A 19,370-nucleotide genomic window follows, 5' to 3' on the forward strand; every position below is an offset into this window, starting at 1 on the left:
ATTTAGTGTTATTTTTAAACTCTTGTCAAATAAACTCTAAAATAGAGCCAACAACGGGATTTGAACCCGTGACCTCATCCCTACCAAGGATGCGCTCTACCAACTGAGCTATGTCGGCAACGAATTTAGAGCGGGAGACCAGGTTCGAACTGGCGACATTCAGCTTGGAAGGCTGACGCTCTACCAACTGAGCTACTCCCGCAATAAAATTTCATTAAGATAGTGGGGAGAGCAGGATTCGAACCTGCGAAGTCGTAAGACAACGGAGTTACAGTCCGTCCCATTTGGCCGCTCTGGAATCTCCCCTAAACCTTAAATAATATTTTAATGAACTTTTATTTTTTAGAGCCGATGGAGGGACTCGAACCCACGACCTGCTGATTACAAATCAGCTGCTCTAGCCAGCTGAGCTACATCGGCTTTTGTTATAAAAAAACAATCCGCTATTTCTAACGGACTGCAAATGTAAAAAGTAATTTTTAATTTTTAAAACTTTTTTAATTATTTTTTATCGTTTTTATGAGACTAAGGCATCCTTTGATTTTTCTTTTGATTTTTGCAACTGTCTTTTTAAAGATTCTACAGACACACTAATACCTTCCTCAAAGGTCTTAGTTTGCTTTTTCACCATTAATTCGCTTCCTGGTATATTAATTTTTACTTCAGTTATTTTATTCTCCTTTTCACTCGTTTTTTGCACTTTTAAAAACACTTCTGCATCAACGATCTTATCATGAAACTTCTCTAATCCTCCTATTTTTTTCTCAATGAAGTCTATTAATTTTTGGTCTGCTGAGAAATTTACTGATTGTGTGAATACCTTCATAATTCTTCGATCTTTTAATTTGACCCTCTAGGGTGAGTCTTGTTATACACTTTTTTTATTTGCTCCAAGCTATTGTGCGTATAAACTTGGGTAGAGGCTAAACTTGAATGCCCTAGTAATTCTTTAACCGAATTTAACGACGCACCGTTATTAAGTAAATGTGTAGCAAAAGCATGCCTTAATATATGTGGACTTTTTTTTGCTTTTGTTGACACTCTACTAAAGTACAAATTTATTATTCGGTAAACAAGGGTTTCATAAATTTTAACGCCTTTTTTAGTCACTAAAAGCACCTCTAAATCTACATCCTCAATTTCTCTTTTTTGTCTTAAATATTCTTGTAAAGTTTTATACACTGACGGCAAGATCGTTACATACCTTTCTTTATTTCTTTTTCCTAATACTTTTATTGTTCTACTAGTATGATCTATATCTTTTTCTTTAACATTTATTAACTCAATCCTTCTCATTCCAGTTGAATACAACATTTCCACAATCAATCTATCTCTTACTGATTCAAAATCTGATCTCTCTTTTATTAGTTTTAAAACTTCTTCTACTTCATTTTGATCAAAGGGAGTTTGTATTTTTTTTTGAACTTTTAGCGCCTTATGATTTGAAAGCGGATTCACTGTTACTTCCCCTATTTTTTGCAGAAACTTATAAAAGGTCTTTAAAGAGCTTACTTTTCTATTTACGCTTCTATTTGATATATTATCATTTACCAAACTAACAATCCATGTTCTAATTTGGTTATAATGAATACCCTCTAAATCCTCTTGATCAAACTCAACCTCACAAAAATCTTTAAACGCTATTAAATCCGTTTTATATGCTTGAATTGTGTTTTTTGAATACTTTTTCTCAAACTCTAAATACTCTAAAAAAGCTTTTATTAGCATTATCTATCTTATTTATTAATTGAAGATACAAAAAAAACCTGTATTGATATCAATACAGGTTTTTCACTTTTTAGGATGATTACTATCCTACTTCTTCTTGAGTTCTTAATCTCTGAACATAAGATGCTTTAATCATTTGAGCTCGTTTTGCCACAGATGGCTTAGTAAACTGCTTTCTGTTACGTAATTGCTTCATCGTTTTTGTACGATCAAATTTACGTTTATAACGTTTTAACGCTCTATCGATATTCTCTCCTTCTTTAACTGGAATGATTAACATATTTTTGCACCTCCTTTCATCGTAGTTTCTATATCTTTAAAATTTGACAACGTTCAGTATATCAATTAATTATATTATTTTATTTCATTTTTGGACGGCAAAGATACAAAGTATTCTTTAAAAACACACTATTTTATTTCTTTTTAGTTTAAAAATGAGGCAAATAAAAATCCTGCTTTCACAGGATTTTTACTTAAATATTTATCAAGAATCATTTTTACAAAATAGGAGGCATTAGGTAGCTGGTCTATATTCTTTCTTATCTATTACCATTTTTGCAATAATTTCTTTCAATATTTCTGAAGTACCTCCCCCTATCGGTCCTAATCGACTGTCACGTAATAAACGTGCCATTGGATACTCTTCCATATAACCATAACCTCCTAGTAACTGTAAAGCATCGTATATAACCTCATCTGCCATTTTAGTAGACAATAGCTTACTCATACTTGCTTCTTTTACGACATAAATACCATCATTTAATCGTTTTGCTATAGAATAGTTATATTCTCTACACATATCTACTCTACTGGCCATTTCTGCTACTTTATGACGTAAAGCTTGAAATTTATCTAATGTTTTTCCAAAAGCTTCACGTTCACTCATATATTGTACTACATAATCAACAGCATATTCCGCACGCGCATGAGCATTGATTCCCATTACTAATCTTTCTAAAGCAAAGTGTTGCATTATATATGGAAATCCTTTTCCTTCTTCTCCCATTAAGTTTTCAACAGGTATTACCACATTATCAAAAGCTATTTCAGCAGTGTCTGAAGCTCTCCATCCTAATTTATCTAACTTAGTTGACGATATTCCTGGAGTATCTCTATCAACTATAAAAATACTCATTCCTTTATGTTTATCATCAGGGTTAGTTTTAGCTGCTACTACTAAGTAATCAGAATATACTCCATTTGTGATAAACGTTTTAGATCCATTAATCACATATGAATCTCCTTTTTTTATTGCTGTAGTACGCATTCCTGCTACATCACTTCCTCCAAAAGGTTCTGTAATACATAAACACCCTATTTTATCTCCTTCTATACTTGGTGTTAAATATTCATTCTTAATTCGATCATCTCCTTCTTTATTTACATGTGTCATTGCTAAATAAGCATGTGCCCACATATTAGCTGCAAAACCTCCTGAGTTTATTTTTTGTAGTTCTTCTAAAAAAATAACTGTATAAAAAAGATCTAAACCTAATCCTCCATATTCTTCAGGTTGGTTTAAACCAAAGTATCCCATTTCACCGAACTTCTTCCAGATAAAACGCTCTACCGTACCTTCTTTCTCCCATTTATCTATGTGAGGAACTACCTCTTTTTGTAAAAAATCTCTAAAACTCTGACGAAAGGCTTCATGCTCTTCGGTAAAGTACATACTATTCATAGTGGTTTGTTTATTAAATTTTGTTGCTTGTTTATTCTGCTTTCAAATATAAGATTATTCTATCGTATTTATTTAGTGGAAAATCTTTAATATTTCTTAATTCTGATATATCTTGTAGTTCAGCTACTTCATCTCGATATTCAAATATCTTTTTACATAACTCATAATCAATATATGGATTTTTTAACACTTCTTTGAATTTGGCTGTATTTACATTTACTTTTTTAATAGTTGGTTTTTTAATTACAGTAAAAGTTTGCATGACTTTGTTTGCTGCAGCTTTATTTATTCCCCAAACTTCATATAATTGTTTTGAGAATGAATACCCTTGTAACTTCTTTCTATACTTTATAATTCGAGAAGATAATACTTCTCCAACACCACTAATAGTTTCAAAATCTTGTTGAGTGGCTTTATTAATATCATTAGTAGAAATTTTATATACCTTATTATATGTATGCCTTTCACTTAAACCTAACTCTATTTTACTTTTCTTCTTTTGGTTTTCTTCTTTTACAACCCAATCTGGAAATTTAAAATAAGGAGCTATTCTGTTCAAAAGACTATCAGATATTTTTGTTACTTGTTTAAAATCTTTAGCCGAGTTAATCCATTTATTTTGTTTTCTGTAATTGTGTAATCTATCTATTTCCTCTACAGACATTCCTAGTTGATAACCTTTAAAGTCTGTTATATAATTTGGATTGAATGGATATCGTTTAGGTTTTCTTTTAATCAATTCAATTCTTTTCAAACTATCAATAGTATTTTGAAGAGCTACTAGCTCTTTCTTATTTATACCCTCTATTTTTTCTGAAGAAAAATCTATGTACACATATATAAATTGTAAAACAACTATTAAAAATAATAAAAAGAAAACCCCATTTCTTTGGCGTTTATTATACCAGAAATGAGGTTTAAATATTTTCATTCGTTTTGTTTTTTATTCTTCTACTGCTTCTTTTTTAAGGTTAATAGCATCTAAATATCTTTTTAGTTGCTTTTTAACCACTGGCATCAATAAGTATAAACCTACCATGTTAGGGAACACCATTGCAAAAATCATTGCATCTGAAAAATCCCAAATAGACTTCATACTCGCTGCTGCTCCAATTACTACGAAAGTTAAGAACAAAATTTTATATGTTAAATCCGCTTTTTTTCCTCTACCAAATAAAAATTTCCAAGATTGTAATCCGTAATACGACCAAGAAATCATTGTAGAAACTGCAAATAAAACAACTGCTACAGTTAAAAATACATTTGAGTATGGAATGTAAGCTGCAAATGCTCTTGAAGTAATTCCTGCTCCCTCATAAGCCACACCGTCAATAAATACAGATCCTGTACCATCTCCTCCATATTCAAAAGCTCCTCCAAAATTAAAGATAATAATTACTAAAGCTGTCATTGTACAAATTAATACAGTATCAATAAACGGCTCTAATAATGCCACTAAACCTTCTGATGCAGAATATTTTGTTTTCACTGCAGAGTGTGCAATTGAAGCCGAACCTGCTCCTGCTTCATTAGAAAAAGCTGCTCTTTTAAACCCTACTAATAAAACACCTATAACACCACCAACACCTATCGCTGTAGGATTGAAAGCTTCTGTTATAATTAAAGAAATAGCATCATCTATTAAAGAGAAATTAACCCCTAAAATATACAAACAAGCCAATAGGTATAGCAATGCCATAAAAGGAACTACTTTTTCTGTTACAGAAGCGATTCTTTTGATACCTCCAATAATTATAATACCTACTAAAATGGCTAGTACAATACCTATGATAGCTCCAGCTGCTGTACTCTCTAAACCTAACAACTCTTTAATAACTATTGTTGCTTGGTTAGATTGAGCTGCATTACCACCTCCAAAAGAACCTCCAATACAGAAAACTGCAAATGCTCCTGCTGCTATTTTTCCTAGTGTTGCAAAACCTTTTTCTTTTAATCCTTTAGATAAATAATACATAGGACCTCCATACACTGTTCCGTCTTCTCCTACATCACGATAATGTACTCCTAATGTACATTCTACAAATTTTGTTGACATCCCTAACAAACCGCAAATAATCATCCAGAAAGTTGCTCCCGGACCTCCTAAAGCAATTGCTAATGCAACTCCTGCAATATTACCATTTCCAACTGTACCAGAAACCGCTGTTGCTAATGCCTGAAAGTGAGAAACTTCACCTTCATGACTTTCATCGCGAATAGTATCTTTAATATCTCCATCAATTTCTAAGTCACTATGTAAGCTCTCTATATTTTCAATATGCTCCTCAATATCGTCAACTTCATTCATATCTACTCCTTGAGCTATACCATCTTCACCATACAATAATTGCGCACCATGTTTTTCAATATCTTCATATTTCCCTCTTACAACATTTATTGCAGTAAAGAAGTGACGGATATTTGGAAATCCAAAATAGAGCGTAAAAAAAGCGGCACTAGCCACTAACAAAATCAATACAAAAGGGGTACCAAATACTGGAAAAAAAATCACACTACTAAAAAAATCAGAAAAAGGTTTAAACGCTTCATCAATCATTTGATCAATTCCTTTTTCCTGTGCAAATGTTAACATTGGTGTTATTGAAAACAGCAATGCAAGTAGTTTTTTATTCATAATATGTATTAGATTTTTGAATTAGTAGCCCGCAATATCATAAAAAAATGCACTTACAACAAGTTTTCGTTGTTAAATATGGTTTTTACATTAGCTTTTCTTTAAATTTATGTAAATCTTCTTTAAAAGATTTTGGTCGCAATCCTAATTCTGTTTGGGCTTTTGTTAAATCAAAACCCGTAATAGCAGGCCGTAAGGCTGTTTGATTTAAAACATCTGTAGAAATTGGTTTTATTAAGCTTTTATCTAACCTAAAAGCTTCTGCTATTTGTTGTGCAATTTCATAAATACTCATCATTCTTTTTGAGGAAATATTGAAAATTCCTAGTGCTTTTTTATCTATTGATAATTTACACGCTAATGCCAAATCTTCTACATAAGTTGGCATACGAAATTGGTCATCTACTATAGTTATTTCTTTCCTGTCTTCCAACATTTTCTTCACCCACAATACTATATTAGTGCGCGACATATCATATACTTTTCCATATACTAATATGGTACGTAAAATAGCATAATTTACCTTAGACTTTATTAATAATTCTTCTGATTTTAATTTGGAGAGCCCATAATAATTCAATGGGTTTGGCTTATCACTCTCTTTGTATGGTCCATTTTTCCCATCAAAAATAAAATCAGTTGAAATATGTATTAAATGAGTTTTATTTTCTTCTGAATAGTTTTTAAGATATTGAACTACATCTATATTTAGATTATCACAAGCTTGTTTATTTGTTTCACAAGCATCAACATTTGTCATTGCTGCTGTATTCACAATAACATCTGGCTTATATTCAGACAGTTTTTTGTAAAGCAAATCTTCATCTGTAATATCAATTGAAACATAATTAAAGTCACCTCTACCACTTCTATTTTCTCCTCTTGAAAAACCTATTACCTGATATCTTTCTTTTGCTTCTAATAAAAGGCTTACTAAAGTTTGCCCAAGTAAACCATTACTTCCAGTTATTACAACTTTCTTCATTAAAAAACTTTTCTAAGTGTTTCTATCTGTTCAGGACGTCCTAAAACAATCAAATTTCCTCCTATTTCTAATTTCACCGAAGCTTCTGGGTTGATAATGTAATCTTTATTTGGAGTACGGTATCCTATAATTGTACAACCTGTTTTTTTTCGTAAATCTAAATCTAATATTGTTTTATCAATGTATTTTTCTGGCAAGTCATTAATTGCTACTTCTTCTAAGTTAGCAGTTGTCTCTCCTTCAATAGTTAGCCTATCTACAAACTCAATAACATCAGGAGTTACCACTAAAGATGCCATGTGAGAACCTCCTAATTTATCTGGCATAATTACATTATCTGCTCCTGCTATTTTTAACTTACTATATGATGTTTCTTTAGATGCTCTACTAATTACTTTACAATTTTTATTTAATTGTTTTGCTGTTAGCACTACAAATAAATTATCGGCATCAGAAGGCAACGCTGTTATTAGATTTTCTGCATTCATAATACCTGCTCTTAATAGAGTCTCATCAAGCGTTGCATCTCCTTGAACAGTTAACACTCCTTTTTCATCTAACTGCCTCACTACATCATTAAATTTTTCAACCACTACAACTTGTTTCTTGTAGTTTTTCAATTTCGAAATAGCTTGTTTACCATTTCTACCATAACCACAAACTATGGTATGACCTTGTAACTGCTCTATTTGTTTTTGCACTTTTTTTATTTTTAACTGATGAAAAAATTGCCCACTAATTAAATACTCTGAGAATGAAGAAACTGCATAACCAAAAACAAACAAACTAGATATTATCAATCCGATAGTAAATAGTTTTTCCCCCGTACCAAAAGGATGTACTTCTCCAAAACCAATGGTACTAATGGTTATAATCGTCATGTACAAAGCGTTAATAAAGGAATAATCAAAAAGTAACATATAACCTGTTACTCCTAGCATGACTATTAAGACAGAATAAATTATAGCTCTATATAACCTTGATTGAAACACTGTGTTTATCATAAATCAAAAACAGATGTTCTTTTAGTATAAATCATATCTTTTAATCTTAGTAAAAAAGCCATTGTTAAATATAATCCAAAAGACAAACCTACTGTTACAAATGATATATAAATAAAAAACAAACGTACATTAGTGGCTCGCATACCCAATCTATCAGCAAACCTGGAAGACACGTTAAAACCATGGCGCTCAAAAAAAAGCCTTACAAAATCTATAAATTTCATTTATTAATTAAGTTTTATTCGCAATATACTATTTTCAGTTTATTTGTTGATAATCGCTACTTCAAAATAAATTTGGTTTTGGTAACTTTGCTGTTTTTGGTAAAATCCTCACTTTGAAAGAACAAGAATACATAGAAGTTTACGGAGCTCGAGCTCATAATTTAAAGAATATTGATGTTAAAATTCCTCGTGAAAAGCTAGTTGTAATTACTGGCTTAAGTGGTAGCGGGAAATCTTCTTTAGCTTTCGACACCATTTATGCTGAAGGACAACGTCGTTATATTGAAACTTTCTCTGCATATGCACGTCAATTTTTGGGCGGATTAGAAAGACCTGATGTTGATAAAATTGACGGACTTTCTCCTGTAATTTCTATTGAACAAAAAACAACAAACAAAAGCCCTCGTTCTACTGTAGGAACCATTACTGAAATTTACGATTTTCTTCGTTTACTGTTTTCTCGTGCAGCAGATGCTTATTCATACAATACAGGTGAAAAAATGGTAAGTTATTCTGACGAACAAATTAGAAAATTAATTTTAAAAGATTTTGATGGCAAACGTATTGCCATTCTTGCACCATTAATTAAATCAAGAAAAGGGCATTATCGTGAACTATTCGAACAAATTTCTAAACAAGGTTTTGTTCGTGTTCGTGTGGATGGAGAAATTAGAGAAATTGAAAAGGGCATGAAACTCGATCGTTACAAAACGCACGATATAGAAGTCGTTATCGATCGATTAGCCGTGAATGATGCTGCTGAAAAACGTCTAGAAGAGACTATTAAAACTGCCTTGTACACGGGTGATAATATTTTAATGGTAATTGATGTTGATGATGAAAAGCCTCGTTATTTTAGTCGTGAACTCATGTGTCCTACTACGGGAATCGCTTACCCTAATCCTGAACCTAACACTTTTTCGTTCAACTCACCAAAAGGAGCTTGTTCTCACTGTAACGGACTAGGGATTACCAACGAGATAAATCATCAAAAAGTAATTCCAGACGATAGCATTTCTATCAAAAATGGAGGAATTGCACCTTTGGGTGAACAAAAAAACAGTTGGATTTTTAAACAACTTCAAACTATTGCTGAGCGTTATAACTTTAAACTAACCGACCCTATAAAAAATATTTCTAAAGAAGCCATGGAGATTATTCTTCATGGAGGAAAAGAAAAATTTGAAATTCAATCAAAAACTGCGGGAGTTACCAGAAATTATGAGATTGATTTCGAAGGTATCATTGCCTTTATTGAGAATCAATATAAAAACTCAGAAAGCACATCAATCAAACGTTGGGCAAAAGGTTTTATGGATGAAGTTACTTGTTCGGTTTGTGATGGAAAGCGTTTAAAAAAAGAAGCGCTTCATTTTAGAATCACTGATAAAAATATTAGTGATTTAGCCCAAATGGATGTGCTAGAGTTGGCTAATTGGTTTCAGGAAGTTGACACAAAATTATCAGAAAAACAATTAACTATTGCTTCTGAAATTTTAAAAGAAATTCGCACACGCATTCAATTTTTATTGGATGTTGGGTTAGATTATTTAACATTAGACAGAACTTCAAAATCTCTTTCTGGTGGAGAAGCCCAACGTATTCGACTTGCAACACAAATAGGTTCACAACTTGTAGGTGTTTTATATATTTTAGATGAGCCTAGTATTGGTTTACATCAACGTGATAATCAAAAATTAATTGACTCTTTAATTAAACTTCGTGATGTTGGAAACTCTGTTTTAGTGGTTGAACATGATGAAGATATGATTAAGAATGCTGATTTTGTTTTAGACATTGGTCCAGGTGCAGGTAGACATGGAGGAGAAATTGTTAGCGAAGGCAACTTTGACGATTTAAAAAGTCACGATACCCTTACTGCTGACTATTTATCGAGAAGAAAAGAAATTGAGGTTCCTAAAAAACGTCGTGAAGGAAACGGAAAAACAATCTCATTAAAAGGCGCTTCTGGAAACAACTTAAAAAATGTTTCCGTTGAATTTCCTTTAGGTAAAATGATTTGTGTCACAGGTGTTTCTGGTAGTGGGAAATCTACCTTAATTAATGAGACCCTATACCCTATTTTAAACGCGCACATTTACCGAGCAGTAAAAAAACCAATGCCTTACAAAAAAATTGAAGGCTTAGAACATATTGATAAAGTTATTGATATTGACCAGTCTCCTATTGGTAGAACTCCACGTTCAAACCCTGCTACTTATACAGGGGTGTTTAGCGAAATACGTAGTTTATTTGCAAAAACTCCAGAAGCCTCTATCAGAGGGTATAAACCCGGTCGTTTTAGTTTTAATGTAAAAGGTGGACGTTGTGAAACCTGCCAGGGTGGTGGTGTTCGTGTAATAGAAATGAATTTCTTACCAGATGTTCACGTAGAGTGTGAAACTTGCCAAGGAAAACGTTTTAACCGAGAAACTTTAGAAATTCGTTATAAAGGAAAGTCAATTTCTGATATTTTAGAAATGACAATTAACGAAGCTACAGCTTTTTTTGAACATATTCCTAAAATCTATAGAAAGTTAAAAACAATTAAAGATGTTGGTTTAGGATACATTACACTCGGACAGCAATCCACTACTCTTTCCGGAGGAGAAGCCCAACGCATTAAATTAGCTTCTGAATTATCAAAAAGAGATACTGGAAATACCTTTTATATATTAGACGAACCAACAACTGGGCTTCATTTTGAAGATATCCGTGTATTAATGGAAGTATTAAACAAGTTAGCAGATAAAGGAAACACCGTTTTAATTATTGAGCACAACTTAGATGTTATCAAACTCGCCGATTACATTATTGACATTGGCATGGAAGGTGGTAAAAAAGGCGGTAAAGTTTTAACATTTGGAACTCCTGAAGAAGTTTCCATCCACAAAAAAAGCCATACAGCAAAATTCTTAAAAAAAGAGTTAAAAAAGTAATACAACTACATTTTTCATAAGTAGATAATTTGTTTTTTATATATTTTTTTTTGATTTCAAATTAATTTATATAAATTTATGAACTGATTTTAAAAAAAGAAATCAGTTAAATAGTATTTCCCCCCGAAATTATTTAAACATGAGAAAAGAAAAACAATCTGCTTTGTTAGCAGATAATTGCCCGCTTATTTGTGAAACGTACAAGAACATAATATCTAAAATAGCTAGGTTAAACCCAAGTTTTAATTTTAACACAGACATTACCTATAATTGTAATGGAGCTTACGACATTATAAAAAAAACAATTGAAAAAGAAACTTCACTTAGCTTTGTTGTTTTAGACTTAAAACTTTCTCCTGCTAAGAATAGAAAAATCTTATCTGGTGAAGATTTAGGGCTTTTAATAAGAAAATTACTTCCAAACACAAGACTGATTGTTTCTACTGATTGTAATGATAATTACAGAATTTATAACATTTTTAAAAGCTTAAATCCTGAAGGTTTTCTTATTAAGAACGATTTAACTTCAAAAGAGTTAAAAAATGCAATAAAAAATGTAACAAACAATATACCTTATTATAGTAAAACTGTCTTAAGCCTCTTAAGAAAAGAAGTTTCTAATAATTTTTCCATTGACGCAATAGACAGACAAATACTATACGAACTTTCATTAGGCTCTAAAATGAAAGATATGCCGAATTACATACCTCTTTCCGCAGCTAGTATTGAAAAAAGAAAACGACATCTAAAAAAAATATTCAATGTTAAAGCTAAAGGAGACCGAGAGTTAATATTAACAGCCAAAGAAAAGGGCTTTATTTAAAAAAAAAACGATTACGGTTTTCCCTTACTTTTTTTATGGCTTTTTCTATAAAAAAACAACTATCAAAATATAGCTTTGGGGAAACAGAAAATAACTATCCTTAAAACCTTTTTACTTTTGAAAGACACATTAATCAATTTAGTACAAAATTTACTTAAGAAAAATAGTATTTCTTTTGATAAGGAAGAATTGGCTTTTCAAATTCAAAGTCACCCTTCTTACCCTAGTTTACACGCAATTACTGGAGTATTAGACCATTTTAACATTGAAAATGTGGCAGCTGACGTTCCTGTTAATTCAGAAACACTTTTGCAACTCCCCGACTGTTTTATTGCTCAAATAAACAGTGAACATGGTCAAGACTTAATTGTAGTAGAAAGAAAAAAATCAGATTATATAATTTATGATTCTGAAAACAAAAAAACGAAGTTATCTGAAAATGAGTTTCTAAGTAAATTTACAGGAATTATTGTTGCTGTTGAAGAAACTGAGGGTTATCAAACAACTAAAAATAACTCCAAATTAGTTAAAACTATCGGTTTTTCTCTTCTTAGTATTTTTACGTTATTTTTTGTTTTTTATAGTTCAACTTCATGGTACAATACTTTTTATTTCTTACTATCAGTAACAGGATTAATTATCAGTATCGCAATTGTAAAACAAGAACTTGGATTGAAAACCGCTATTGGTGATGCTTTTTGTTCAGGAGCTGATGATAAAAAAGATTGTGACGCTGTATTAACCTCAAAAGGAGCGGAAATTTTAAAAGGATATAAATTAAGTGACTTTAGCTTGCTTTATTTTATTGGGTTATCTCTTTTAACTTTTACTCAAATTTCTAATCCTGTAATTTCATATACTATTAGTTTACTTGCTATACCTATTACTCTATACTCGCTATATTATCAATATGCAGTAGTAAAAAAGTGGTGTCTTTTATGCTTAAGTATAGTTGGAGTTCTTTGGCTACAAGCACTGGCTCCAGTATTGACAAATAATTACATTAACACCTTTATAATTAAAGATTTTGTCACCTTGGGTATCGTTGCTTCTTTTACGTGGTTAGCTTGGAATTATATTAAACCTTTATTTACTGAAGTTCAAGAACTCAAAAAAGAAAAGATAGCAAGTGTTAAATTTAAGAGAAACTATGCATTGTTTGATAGTTTATTACAAAAATCACCTCAACTTGACACTCAATTAACTGATAGTAAAGAAATTGTTTTTGGAAACCCTAACTCCAGCCTTGAAATTACAATAATCACCAATCCTTTCTGTGGACACTGTAAACCTGTTCACGCTCATGTTGATGAAATTATTAAAAGATACCATAACAATGTAAAAATTAAAGTACGCTTTAATGTAAGTGTAGAAAAAAAAGATAGTGATGTCGTTAAAATTACCAGTAGACTCATAGAAATATATAATACACAAGGAGAAAAAGAATGTCTTCAAGCCATGGATGCTATTTATGAAGGGCAGAAACCAGCTGCTTGGTTAAAAAAATGGGGTGAATGTTCTAATAAAGAAACTTATACATTGGAGCTAGAAAAAGAAAAGAATTGGTGTAATCAAAATGGCATCAACTTTACTCCTGAAATTTTAGTAAACGGTAAATCATTTCCTAAGGAATATAACAGAACTGATTTAATTTTATTTATTGAAGATTTAGAAGAAAATATAGAAGCTTCTGATGTTTCATTAAAAACAGTATAAAAAGACAAAGCCCCAAAAAGGGCTTTGCATTTTGAACAAAATTCTCTCGCGAAGAATAGACACATTGGTGAGTGTCTTTAAATGTTCGCCGCAAAAGTAACCTTAATATTTTAATTATGAAAAAACAAATTCTAAATTTAGGTAAAGCTTTAAAAAAAGCGGAACAAGCTCAAATTAACGGAGGTAGAATGCAATGTGATGTCAATAGAGACCGTGTTTGTGAAGACTTCGGTTGGAAATGTGCAGAAACATATTGTCGCATATTAATGCCTTTATAATTATGAAAAAGAAAATTTCAAACTTAGGCAAGGCTTTAAAAAAAACAGAACAAGCTCAAATTAACGGAGGCAGAAAACAATGTGATAAAAATAGAGATGGTATCTGTGAAGACCATGGAAGACACTGCGCAGAGTTTTATTGTAGTTTTGTTTCATAATAAAATTTTAATCATGAAGAAGCTAATTTTAAACTTAGGTAAGACTTTAAATAAAACAGAACAAAAAACAATTAATGGTGGTAATGCCATTTTCTGTGACGCAAATGGCAACTGTCCTATGGGTAGTTATTGCGATGGTCATTTATGTATAGATAACGGTTCTGGTAATGGGGGAAGCGACCCTAATAAAGACTGTAGAAACCCTCACAGGTTTTGTATTGACGAATTCGACACTTGTTGTATCTACTAAAAATATTTCTTATGAAGAAATCAATTTTAAACTTAGGTAAAACTCTAAACAAGAAAGAACTAAAATCAATTAACGGTTCTGTTATTATTGCCTGCTATAGTCATGCCGAGTGTCCCCAAAAAATGGGATGTTGTAAAAACCCTCCTTATATTGGAGTATGTATGGAAGGAGAAGCCTATAGAAGATTATGTAATAATTAATAACTTCAAATAAGTTAGAGGGTTAACTCTCTAACTTATTTCATATCTAAACTGAACTTGAAAAAATTCCCAAACTATAAACAGACAGAAGCAAAAGATTGCGGACCTACTTGTATTAAAATCATAGCCAAACACTATGGTAAAACTATCAATACTCAACAATTAAGAAACCTAAGCGAAACAACACGTGAAGGCAGTAGCTTATTAGGTCTTAGTGAAGCTGTCGAGTCTATAGGCTTTAAGTCTTTAGGTATAAAATTAGCCTTTAACAAACTTAAAGAAGCCCCATTTCCTTGTATTATTCATTGGAATAAAAATCATTATGTGGTTCTTTACAAAATAAAAAAAGATGTTGTTTATATTTCTGACCCAGCTCATGGGCTCATCTCTTTTACTAAAGAGGAGTTTATCCAACATTGGATTGGTAATAATGCCGATGAAAATACAGAAGAAGGTATTGCCTTATTAATAGAACCAACTCCCAAATTCTATCAAGAAGAGTTTGAAGAAGATGAAAAATTTGGTTTTTCATTTATTTTCAAATACTTATATAAATACAAAAAGTTTATAGTTCAATTAATAATTGGGCTCCTAGCTGGTAGTTTATTACAATTAATCTTACCTTTTTTAACTCAAAGTGTTGTTGATGTTGGTATTAAAAACCAAGATTTAAACTTTGTATACTTAATCTTATTTGCTCAATTATTTTTATTCATAGGAAAAGCTTCTTTAGAAATTATTAGAAGTTGGATTTTACTTCATCTTAGTACTCGAATCAACATATCTTTAATTTCAGATTTTTTTATCAAATTAATGAAATTACCTATCTCCTACTTCGATGTAAGAATGACAGGAGATTTATTACAAAGAATCAACGATCATAAGCGTATTGAACGAATTTTAACCACTTCTTCTTTAACTGTTTTATTCTCTTTTTTCAATCTCATAATTTTTAGTTTAGTTTTAGGATATTATAGCATGCAAATTTTTGGTGTTTTTGTGTTAGGAAGTGTTTTATATTTTGGTTGGGTATTATTCTTCTTCAAAAAGAGAAAAGAGCTTGATTATAAACGTTTTTCTCAAGTAAGTCAAGAACAAAGTAAAGTAATTGAACTTATTAATGGAATGCAAGAGATAAAGCTTCACAATGCTGAAAGACGCATGCGATGGAATTGGGAATATGTACAAGCTCGTTTATTTAAAGTAGCTACTAAAAGCCTTGCTCTTGAACAAACACAAAGTGTAGGTTCTAACTTTATCAATGAACTTAAAAATATGTTCATTACTATACTTTCTGCTAAACTAGTAATAGATGGACAAATTACCTTAGGTATGATGATGGCTATTAGCTACATCGTCGGACAACTAAACGGACCAATTACACAACTAATAAACTTTATGAGAGATATACAAGATGCACAAATCTCCTTAGATAGATTAGGTGAAATACACAACATGGAAGATGAAGAAAAACCTAGTGATGAAAAAGTAACCATCATTCCAGATAACGCATCTATAAAACTAAATAATATTTCATTCAGGTACACTGGTGGTTTAGAGCCTGTTTTGAAAGATTTATCTCTTGAAATTCCTGCAAATAAAACAACCGCAATTGTAGGGGTTAGTGGAAGTGGAAAAACCACATTAATGAAATTACTTCTTGGTTTTTATCAAGTTGACCAAGGAGATATTATGATAAACAACTTTAACTTAAAAAACATTTCTCAAAAAGAATGGAGAAGAAACTGCGGTGTTGTTATGCAAGAAGGATATATCTTTAATGATTCTATAGCTAAAAACATTGCTGTGGGTGAAGATTATGTTGACAAGGAAAAGCTAGCTCACGCAATAGACGTAGCAAATATCAACGATTATATTGAGGGATTACCGCTAGGATATAATACCAAAATTGGTAGTGAAGGTAGTGGCTTAAGTACAGGTCAAAAACAACGATTACTTATTGCTAGGTCGGTATATAAAAACCCAAAATTCTTGTTCTTTGATGAAGCTACTAGTGCACTTGATGCAAATAATGAAAAAATTATTATGGGTAAGCTTAATCAATTCTTTGCTGACAAAACAGCTGTTGTAATAGCACACCGACTAAGTACTGTAAAAAACGCGCATCAAATAGTTGTCCTTGAAAAAGGAAAAATTATTGAAAAAGGAAATCATGAAGAATTAATCAAATTAAAAGGAAGTTATTACCATTTAGTCAAAAACCAACTAGATTTAGGTAAATAAAATATTCACTCGCGAAGAATAGACATAACTCTTGAGTGTCTTTAAACTATTCAAGGGTTTTATCAAACTTAAATTATTTTAAAATGAAAAAATCAATTTTAAATTTAGGAACACCTTTAAACAAATCTAAGCAACAGTTAATTAATGGGAGTAGTAATCAACCTTGTCCCTCAATTAATTGTTACTACGGAAATATCGATACACAACTTTATGGTAGTGCAGTTTATTGCGGTAGTTGTAGCGACTACACTAACCTCCCTAGTATCTGTAAAAACAGAGTTAGAGTTGGGGTTTATTGCTCTGGTGTTTAATCTAAAAAAAAAAGTGAAATTAAGTAAATAGAACAACAAATTAAAGTAAGTATCCATTGTGGCTCTGAAATTGATTGTTATGATCAACCATTAGTAAAACCTTTTAAGGATAATTAATAGAGATGTCATGCAGGAAACTGTGTCTTAACATAATTAATATTTATTTCATCGGTGCTCTTCTACTACAAGGGTACCTTTATACACTCTAAATATGCCCGATAATTCTCAAAATATAGAAATTCGAAGTGAAGAAGTTCAAGAAATTTTAACCCATGTGCCTAACTGGATGATTCGTTGGGGTAATACTTTACTACTTGCACTTATATTAATGTTATTATTCATTTCATGGTTTGTAAAATATCCTGATATAATTTCTACAGAAGTAATGGTTACGACCTCTACTCCACCTGAGAAAATTTATGCAAAATCAACAGGACAATTTGAAACTTTCTTAACTACTGAAGGCAAAAAAGTTTCTGAAGGTGATGTTTTAGCAGTTATTGAAAATAGTGCTTCTTTTAAAGATGTTTTACTATTAAAAAGTATAATTGATACAATTGAAATAAACCAACAAAAATTCTTTTTCCCTATTGATAAAGTTCCTCCACTAATTTTAGGAGATATAACCTCTAGCTACTCTCAATTTGAAAATGATTATTCTGAATATACCTTAAACGAAAAACTAACTCCGTTTAAATCGGAAAATTTCGCTAACCAAATGTCTGTTATAGAAGCTAGAGGCAGACTACAAATTTTACTTTCTCAAAAAGATTTAAATCTTAAAGAACTAGAATTTAAAGAGAAAGATCTTGATCGTAGTAGAAAAATGTTTAACCAAGGGGTTATATCTGCTAAAGAAAAAGATCAAAAAGAAATTGAATACTTACAAGCAAAACGCTCATATAAAACCCTTGAATCATCAATTTCTCAAATAAGAGAATTAATCAATAACTCTGCTAAAAACCTAGAAGGCACTTCTATAAAAAAAACACAACAAGATACTCGTTTAAAAAAGAAAGCTATTCAATCTTTTTTATACTTAAAAAAGGCTATTAAAGACTGGGAAAAACAATATGCTCTAACTTCTTCAATAAATGGTAAAGTATCCTTCTTATCTTTTTGGAATAAAAATCAAACGGTTAATACGGGTGATTTAATATTCACCATTATTCCTAATAAAGGGAATTCATTTATCGGTAAAATTGAAGCTCCTGCTGCTAATTCTGGTAAAATAAAGAAAGGTCAAAAAGTTCAGATTAAACTTTTAAATTATCCATCTGATGAATTTGGCGAATTAAATGGAAGAGTTAAATCAATTTCTTTAACTCCTGATGAGGAAGGTAATTACTTAATTAATGTAGAGTTACCACAAAAATTAATAACAACATACAATAAAACTATTCCTTTTAGACAAGAAATGAAAGGTGCTGCGGATATAGTAACGGAAGATTTACGTTTAATAGAACGTTTCTTTTATCAATTAAAAAATATTATCAAATAATAAAAAACAGACATAAACCTTGAGTGTCTATAAATGTTCAAGGAATTTATTAACCCTCGAAATTTTTCTATTATGAAAAAATCAATTTTAAATCTAGGAAAAGCTTTAACTAAAGCTGATCAAAAACAAGTTAACGGAGGTACTGGTTGTGTAATTTATACACCAGCAGAGTGCTTTGCTTGTGGTGGTTTCTCTTTACCTAACGGATGTTGCTTAGGATCGTATGAAACACATGCTTGTTTAGGAGAAGATGTTCCTCAATAAGAGAGTTCATTTACTATTATTTTAATTGAATCATTCCTAGGTTTAAACCAATTAAGAATAAAGTAGGTTTAAACCTAGGATAAATTTAGATTATACACAAGTAGACTATCAAGCCAATATAGATTATAAATTTACCCTAATAGAACAACTCATTATTAATAATATTTACTCGCGAAGAATAGACACAAAACCTTGAGTGTCTTTAAATAATTCAAGGATTATTAAATATTTAAATTTTTTAATCATGAAAAAATCAATCTTAAAATTAGGTAAAGCTTTAGAAAAAGCCAATCAAAAACAAATTAATGGAGGTGCTGCCAATAGTTGTTATCAAGATGGTAGAAAATGTTGTCAAACTAGTCCAGGAGGACATACTATATGTGATGCTGGTAGATGTGACAGATTTGGATGTATTTGGTATTAAATTTA

The 19,370-nt window shown here is 31.1% G+C and carries 21 protein-coding genes and 4 tRNA genes; 12 read left to right on the forward strand and 13 right to left on the reverse strand.

Annotation, left to right across the window (positions count from 1 at the left end; all coding sequences use genetic code 11):
• Positions 1-45 precede the first annotated feature (45 nt).
• From D6200_RS07060 to D6200_RS07120, 13 genes are all read right to left on the reverse strand, one after another.
• Positions 46-118 (reverse strand) — tRNA-Thr (locus D6200_RS07060).
• An 11-nt stretch (positions 119-129) separates the two neighbouring features.
• Positions 130-202: transfer RNA gene (locus D6200_RS07065), tRNA-Gly, on the reverse strand.
• 21 nt (positions 203-223) lie between these two features.
• Positions 224-306 (reverse strand) — tRNA-Tyr (locus tag D6200_RS07070).
• A 40-nt stretch (positions 307-346) separates the two neighbouring features.
• Positions 347-420, reverse strand: a tRNA-Thr gene (locus D6200_RS07075).
• Between the two features lie 97 nt (positions 421-517).
• Positions 518-826 (reverse strand): ribosome hibernation-promoting factor, HPF/YfiA family, encoded by a 309-nt coding sequence (gene hpf, locus D6200_RS07080; protein ID WP_047790102.1) that lies wholly within the window; start codon positions 824-826, stop codon positions 518-520.
• A 14-nt stretch (positions 827-840) separates the two neighbouring features.
• Positions 841-1,728, reverse strand: a complete 888-nt coding sequence (locus D6200_RS07085) for a tyrosine-type recombinase/integrase (RefSeq protein WP_073184514.1) — start codon at positions 1,726-1,728, stop codon at positions 841-843.
• A gap of 82 nt (positions 1,729-1,810) precedes the next feature.
• Positions 1,811-2,008: a 30S ribosomal protein S21 gene (rpsU, locus tag D6200_RS07090; RefSeq protein WP_028892869.1), complete on the reverse strand. Its 198-nt coding sequence runs from the start codon at positions 2,006-2,008 to the stop codon at positions 1,811-1,813.
• A gap of 234 nt (positions 2,009-2,242) precedes the next feature.
• Positions 2,243-3,409: an acyl-CoA dehydrogenase family protein gene (locus tag D6200_RS07095; RefSeq protein ID WP_073184516.1), complete on the reverse strand. Its 1,167-nt coding sequence runs from the start codon at positions 3,407-3,409 to the stop codon at positions 2,243-2,245.
• 31 nt (positions 3,410-3,440) lie between these two features.
• On the reverse strand, positions 3,441-4,340 hold the full coding sequence (locus tag D6200_RS07100; protein WP_073184518.1) for a helix-hairpin-helix domain-containing protein: 900 nt from the start codon (positions 4,338-4,340) through the stop codon (positions 3,441-3,443).
• A 12-nt stretch (positions 4,341-4,352) separates the two neighbouring features.
• Entirely contained in the window at positions 4,353-6,044 is a 1,692-nt protein-coding gene (locus D6200_RS07105) for an alanine/glycine:cation symporter family protein (protein ID WP_047790098.1), read from the reverse strand.
• An 85-nt stretch (positions 6,045-6,129) separates the two neighbouring features.
• Positions 6,130-7,029: an SDR family oxidoreductase gene (locus D6200_RS07110; protein WP_073184520.1), complete on the reverse strand. Its 900-nt coding sequence runs from the start codon at positions 7,027-7,029 to the stop codon at positions 6,130-6,132.
• Positions 7,029-8,033: a potassium channel family protein gene (locus D6200_RS07115; RefSeq protein WP_073184523.1), complete on the reverse strand. Its 1,005-nt coding sequence runs from the start codon at positions 8,031-8,033 to the stop codon at positions 7,029-7,031. Before D6200_RS07115 ends, D6200_RS07110 begins: the two co-directional genes overlap by 1 nt.
• Positions 8,030-8,257, reverse strand: coding sequence for a hypothetical protein (locus tag D6200_RS07120; protein WP_047790095.1), 228 nt, complete (start codon positions 8,255-8,257; stop codon positions 8,030-8,032). Before D6200_RS07120 ends, D6200_RS07115 begins: the two co-directional genes overlap by 4 nt.
• Positions 8,258-8,370: 113 nt before the next feature.
• On the opposite strand from D6200_RS07120, the gene uvrA reads away from it, so the two are divergent.
• The 12 genes from uvrA (at position 8,371) to D6200_RS07170 (ending at position 19,365) form a co-directional block, all read left to right on the forward strand.
• Positions 8,371-11,196 (forward strand): excinuclease ABC subunit UvrA, encoded by a 2,826-nt coding sequence (uvrA, locus tag D6200_RS07125; protein ID WP_073184525.1) that lies wholly within the window; start codon positions 8,371-8,373, stop codon positions 11,194-11,196.
• 139 nt (positions 11,197-11,335) lie between these two features.
• Positions 11,336-12,019: a response regulator transcription factor gene (locus D6200_RS07130; RefSeq protein ID WP_047790093.1), complete on the forward strand. Its 684-nt coding sequence runs from the start codon at positions 11,336-11,338 to the stop codon at positions 12,017-12,019.
• A 117-nt stretch (positions 12,020-12,136) separates the two neighbouring features.
• Entirely contained in the window at positions 12,137-13,735 is a 1,599-nt protein-coding gene (locus tag D6200_RS07135) for a vitamin K epoxide reductase family protein (protein WP_125064390.1), read from the forward strand.
• A 116-nt stretch (positions 13,736-13,851) separates the two neighbouring features.
• Positions 13,852-14,013 carry a hypothetical protein gene (locus D6200_RS15275; protein ID WP_159432123.1) on the forward strand — a complete coding sequence of 54 codons (162 nt, stop codon included), beginning with the start codon at positions 13,852-13,854 and terminating at the stop codon, positions 14,011-14,013.
• 2 nt (positions 14,014-14,015) lie between these two features.
• Positions 14,016-14,171, forward strand: coding sequence for a hypothetical protein (locus D6200_RS15280; protein WP_156167085.1), 156 nt, complete (start codon positions 14,016-14,018; stop codon positions 14,169-14,171).
• A gap of 13 nt (positions 14,172-14,184) precedes the next feature.
• Entirely contained in the window at positions 14,185-14,421 is a 237-nt protein-coding gene (locus tag D6200_RS07140) for a hypothetical protein (RefSeq protein ID WP_073184527.1), read from the forward strand.
• Positions 14,422-14,432: 11 nt separating this feature from the next.
• Entirely contained in the window at positions 14,433-14,621 is a 189-nt protein-coding gene (locus D6200_RS07145; RefSeq protein ID WP_125064391.1) for a hypothetical protein, read from the forward strand.
• Between the two features lie 57 nt (positions 14,622-14,678).
• Positions 14,679-16,865 (forward strand): peptidase domain-containing ABC transporter, encoded by a 2,187-nt coding sequence (locus D6200_RS07150; protein WP_047790089.1) that lies wholly within the window; start codon positions 14,679-14,681, stop codon positions 16,863-16,865.
• An 83-nt stretch (positions 16,866-16,948) separates the two neighbouring features.
• Entirely contained in the window at positions 16,949-17,176 is a 228-nt protein-coding gene (locus tag D6200_RS07155; protein WP_125064392.1) for a hypothetical protein, read from the forward strand.
• A 211-nt stretch (positions 17,177-17,387) separates the two neighbouring features.
• The gene (locus D6200_RS07160) at positions 17,388-18,677 is read left to right on the forward strand and encodes an HlyD family secretion protein (protein ID WP_047790087.1); all 1,290 of its coding nucleotides are present in this window, start codon (positions 17,388-17,390) and stop codon (positions 18,675-18,677) included.
• Positions 18,678-18,749: 72 nt separating this feature from the next.
• Positions 18,750-18,941, forward strand: a complete 192-nt coding sequence (locus tag D6200_RS07165) for a hypothetical protein (protein WP_047790086.1) — start codon at positions 18,750-18,752, stop codon at positions 18,939-18,941.
• Positions 18,942-19,185: 244 nt separating this feature from the next.
• Positions 19,186-19,365 (forward strand): hypothetical protein, encoded by a 180-nt coding sequence (locus D6200_RS07170; protein ID WP_073184533.1) that lies wholly within the window; start codon positions 19,186-19,188, stop codon positions 19,363-19,365.
• Positions 19,366-19,370 lie beyond the last annotated feature (5 nt).

The sequence above is a fragment of the Tenacibaculum mesophilum genome, assembly GCF_003867075.1.
Taxonomy (GTDB): Bacteria; Bacteroidota; Bacteroidia; order Flavobacteriales; family Flavobacteriaceae; genus Polaribacter; species Polaribacter mesophilus.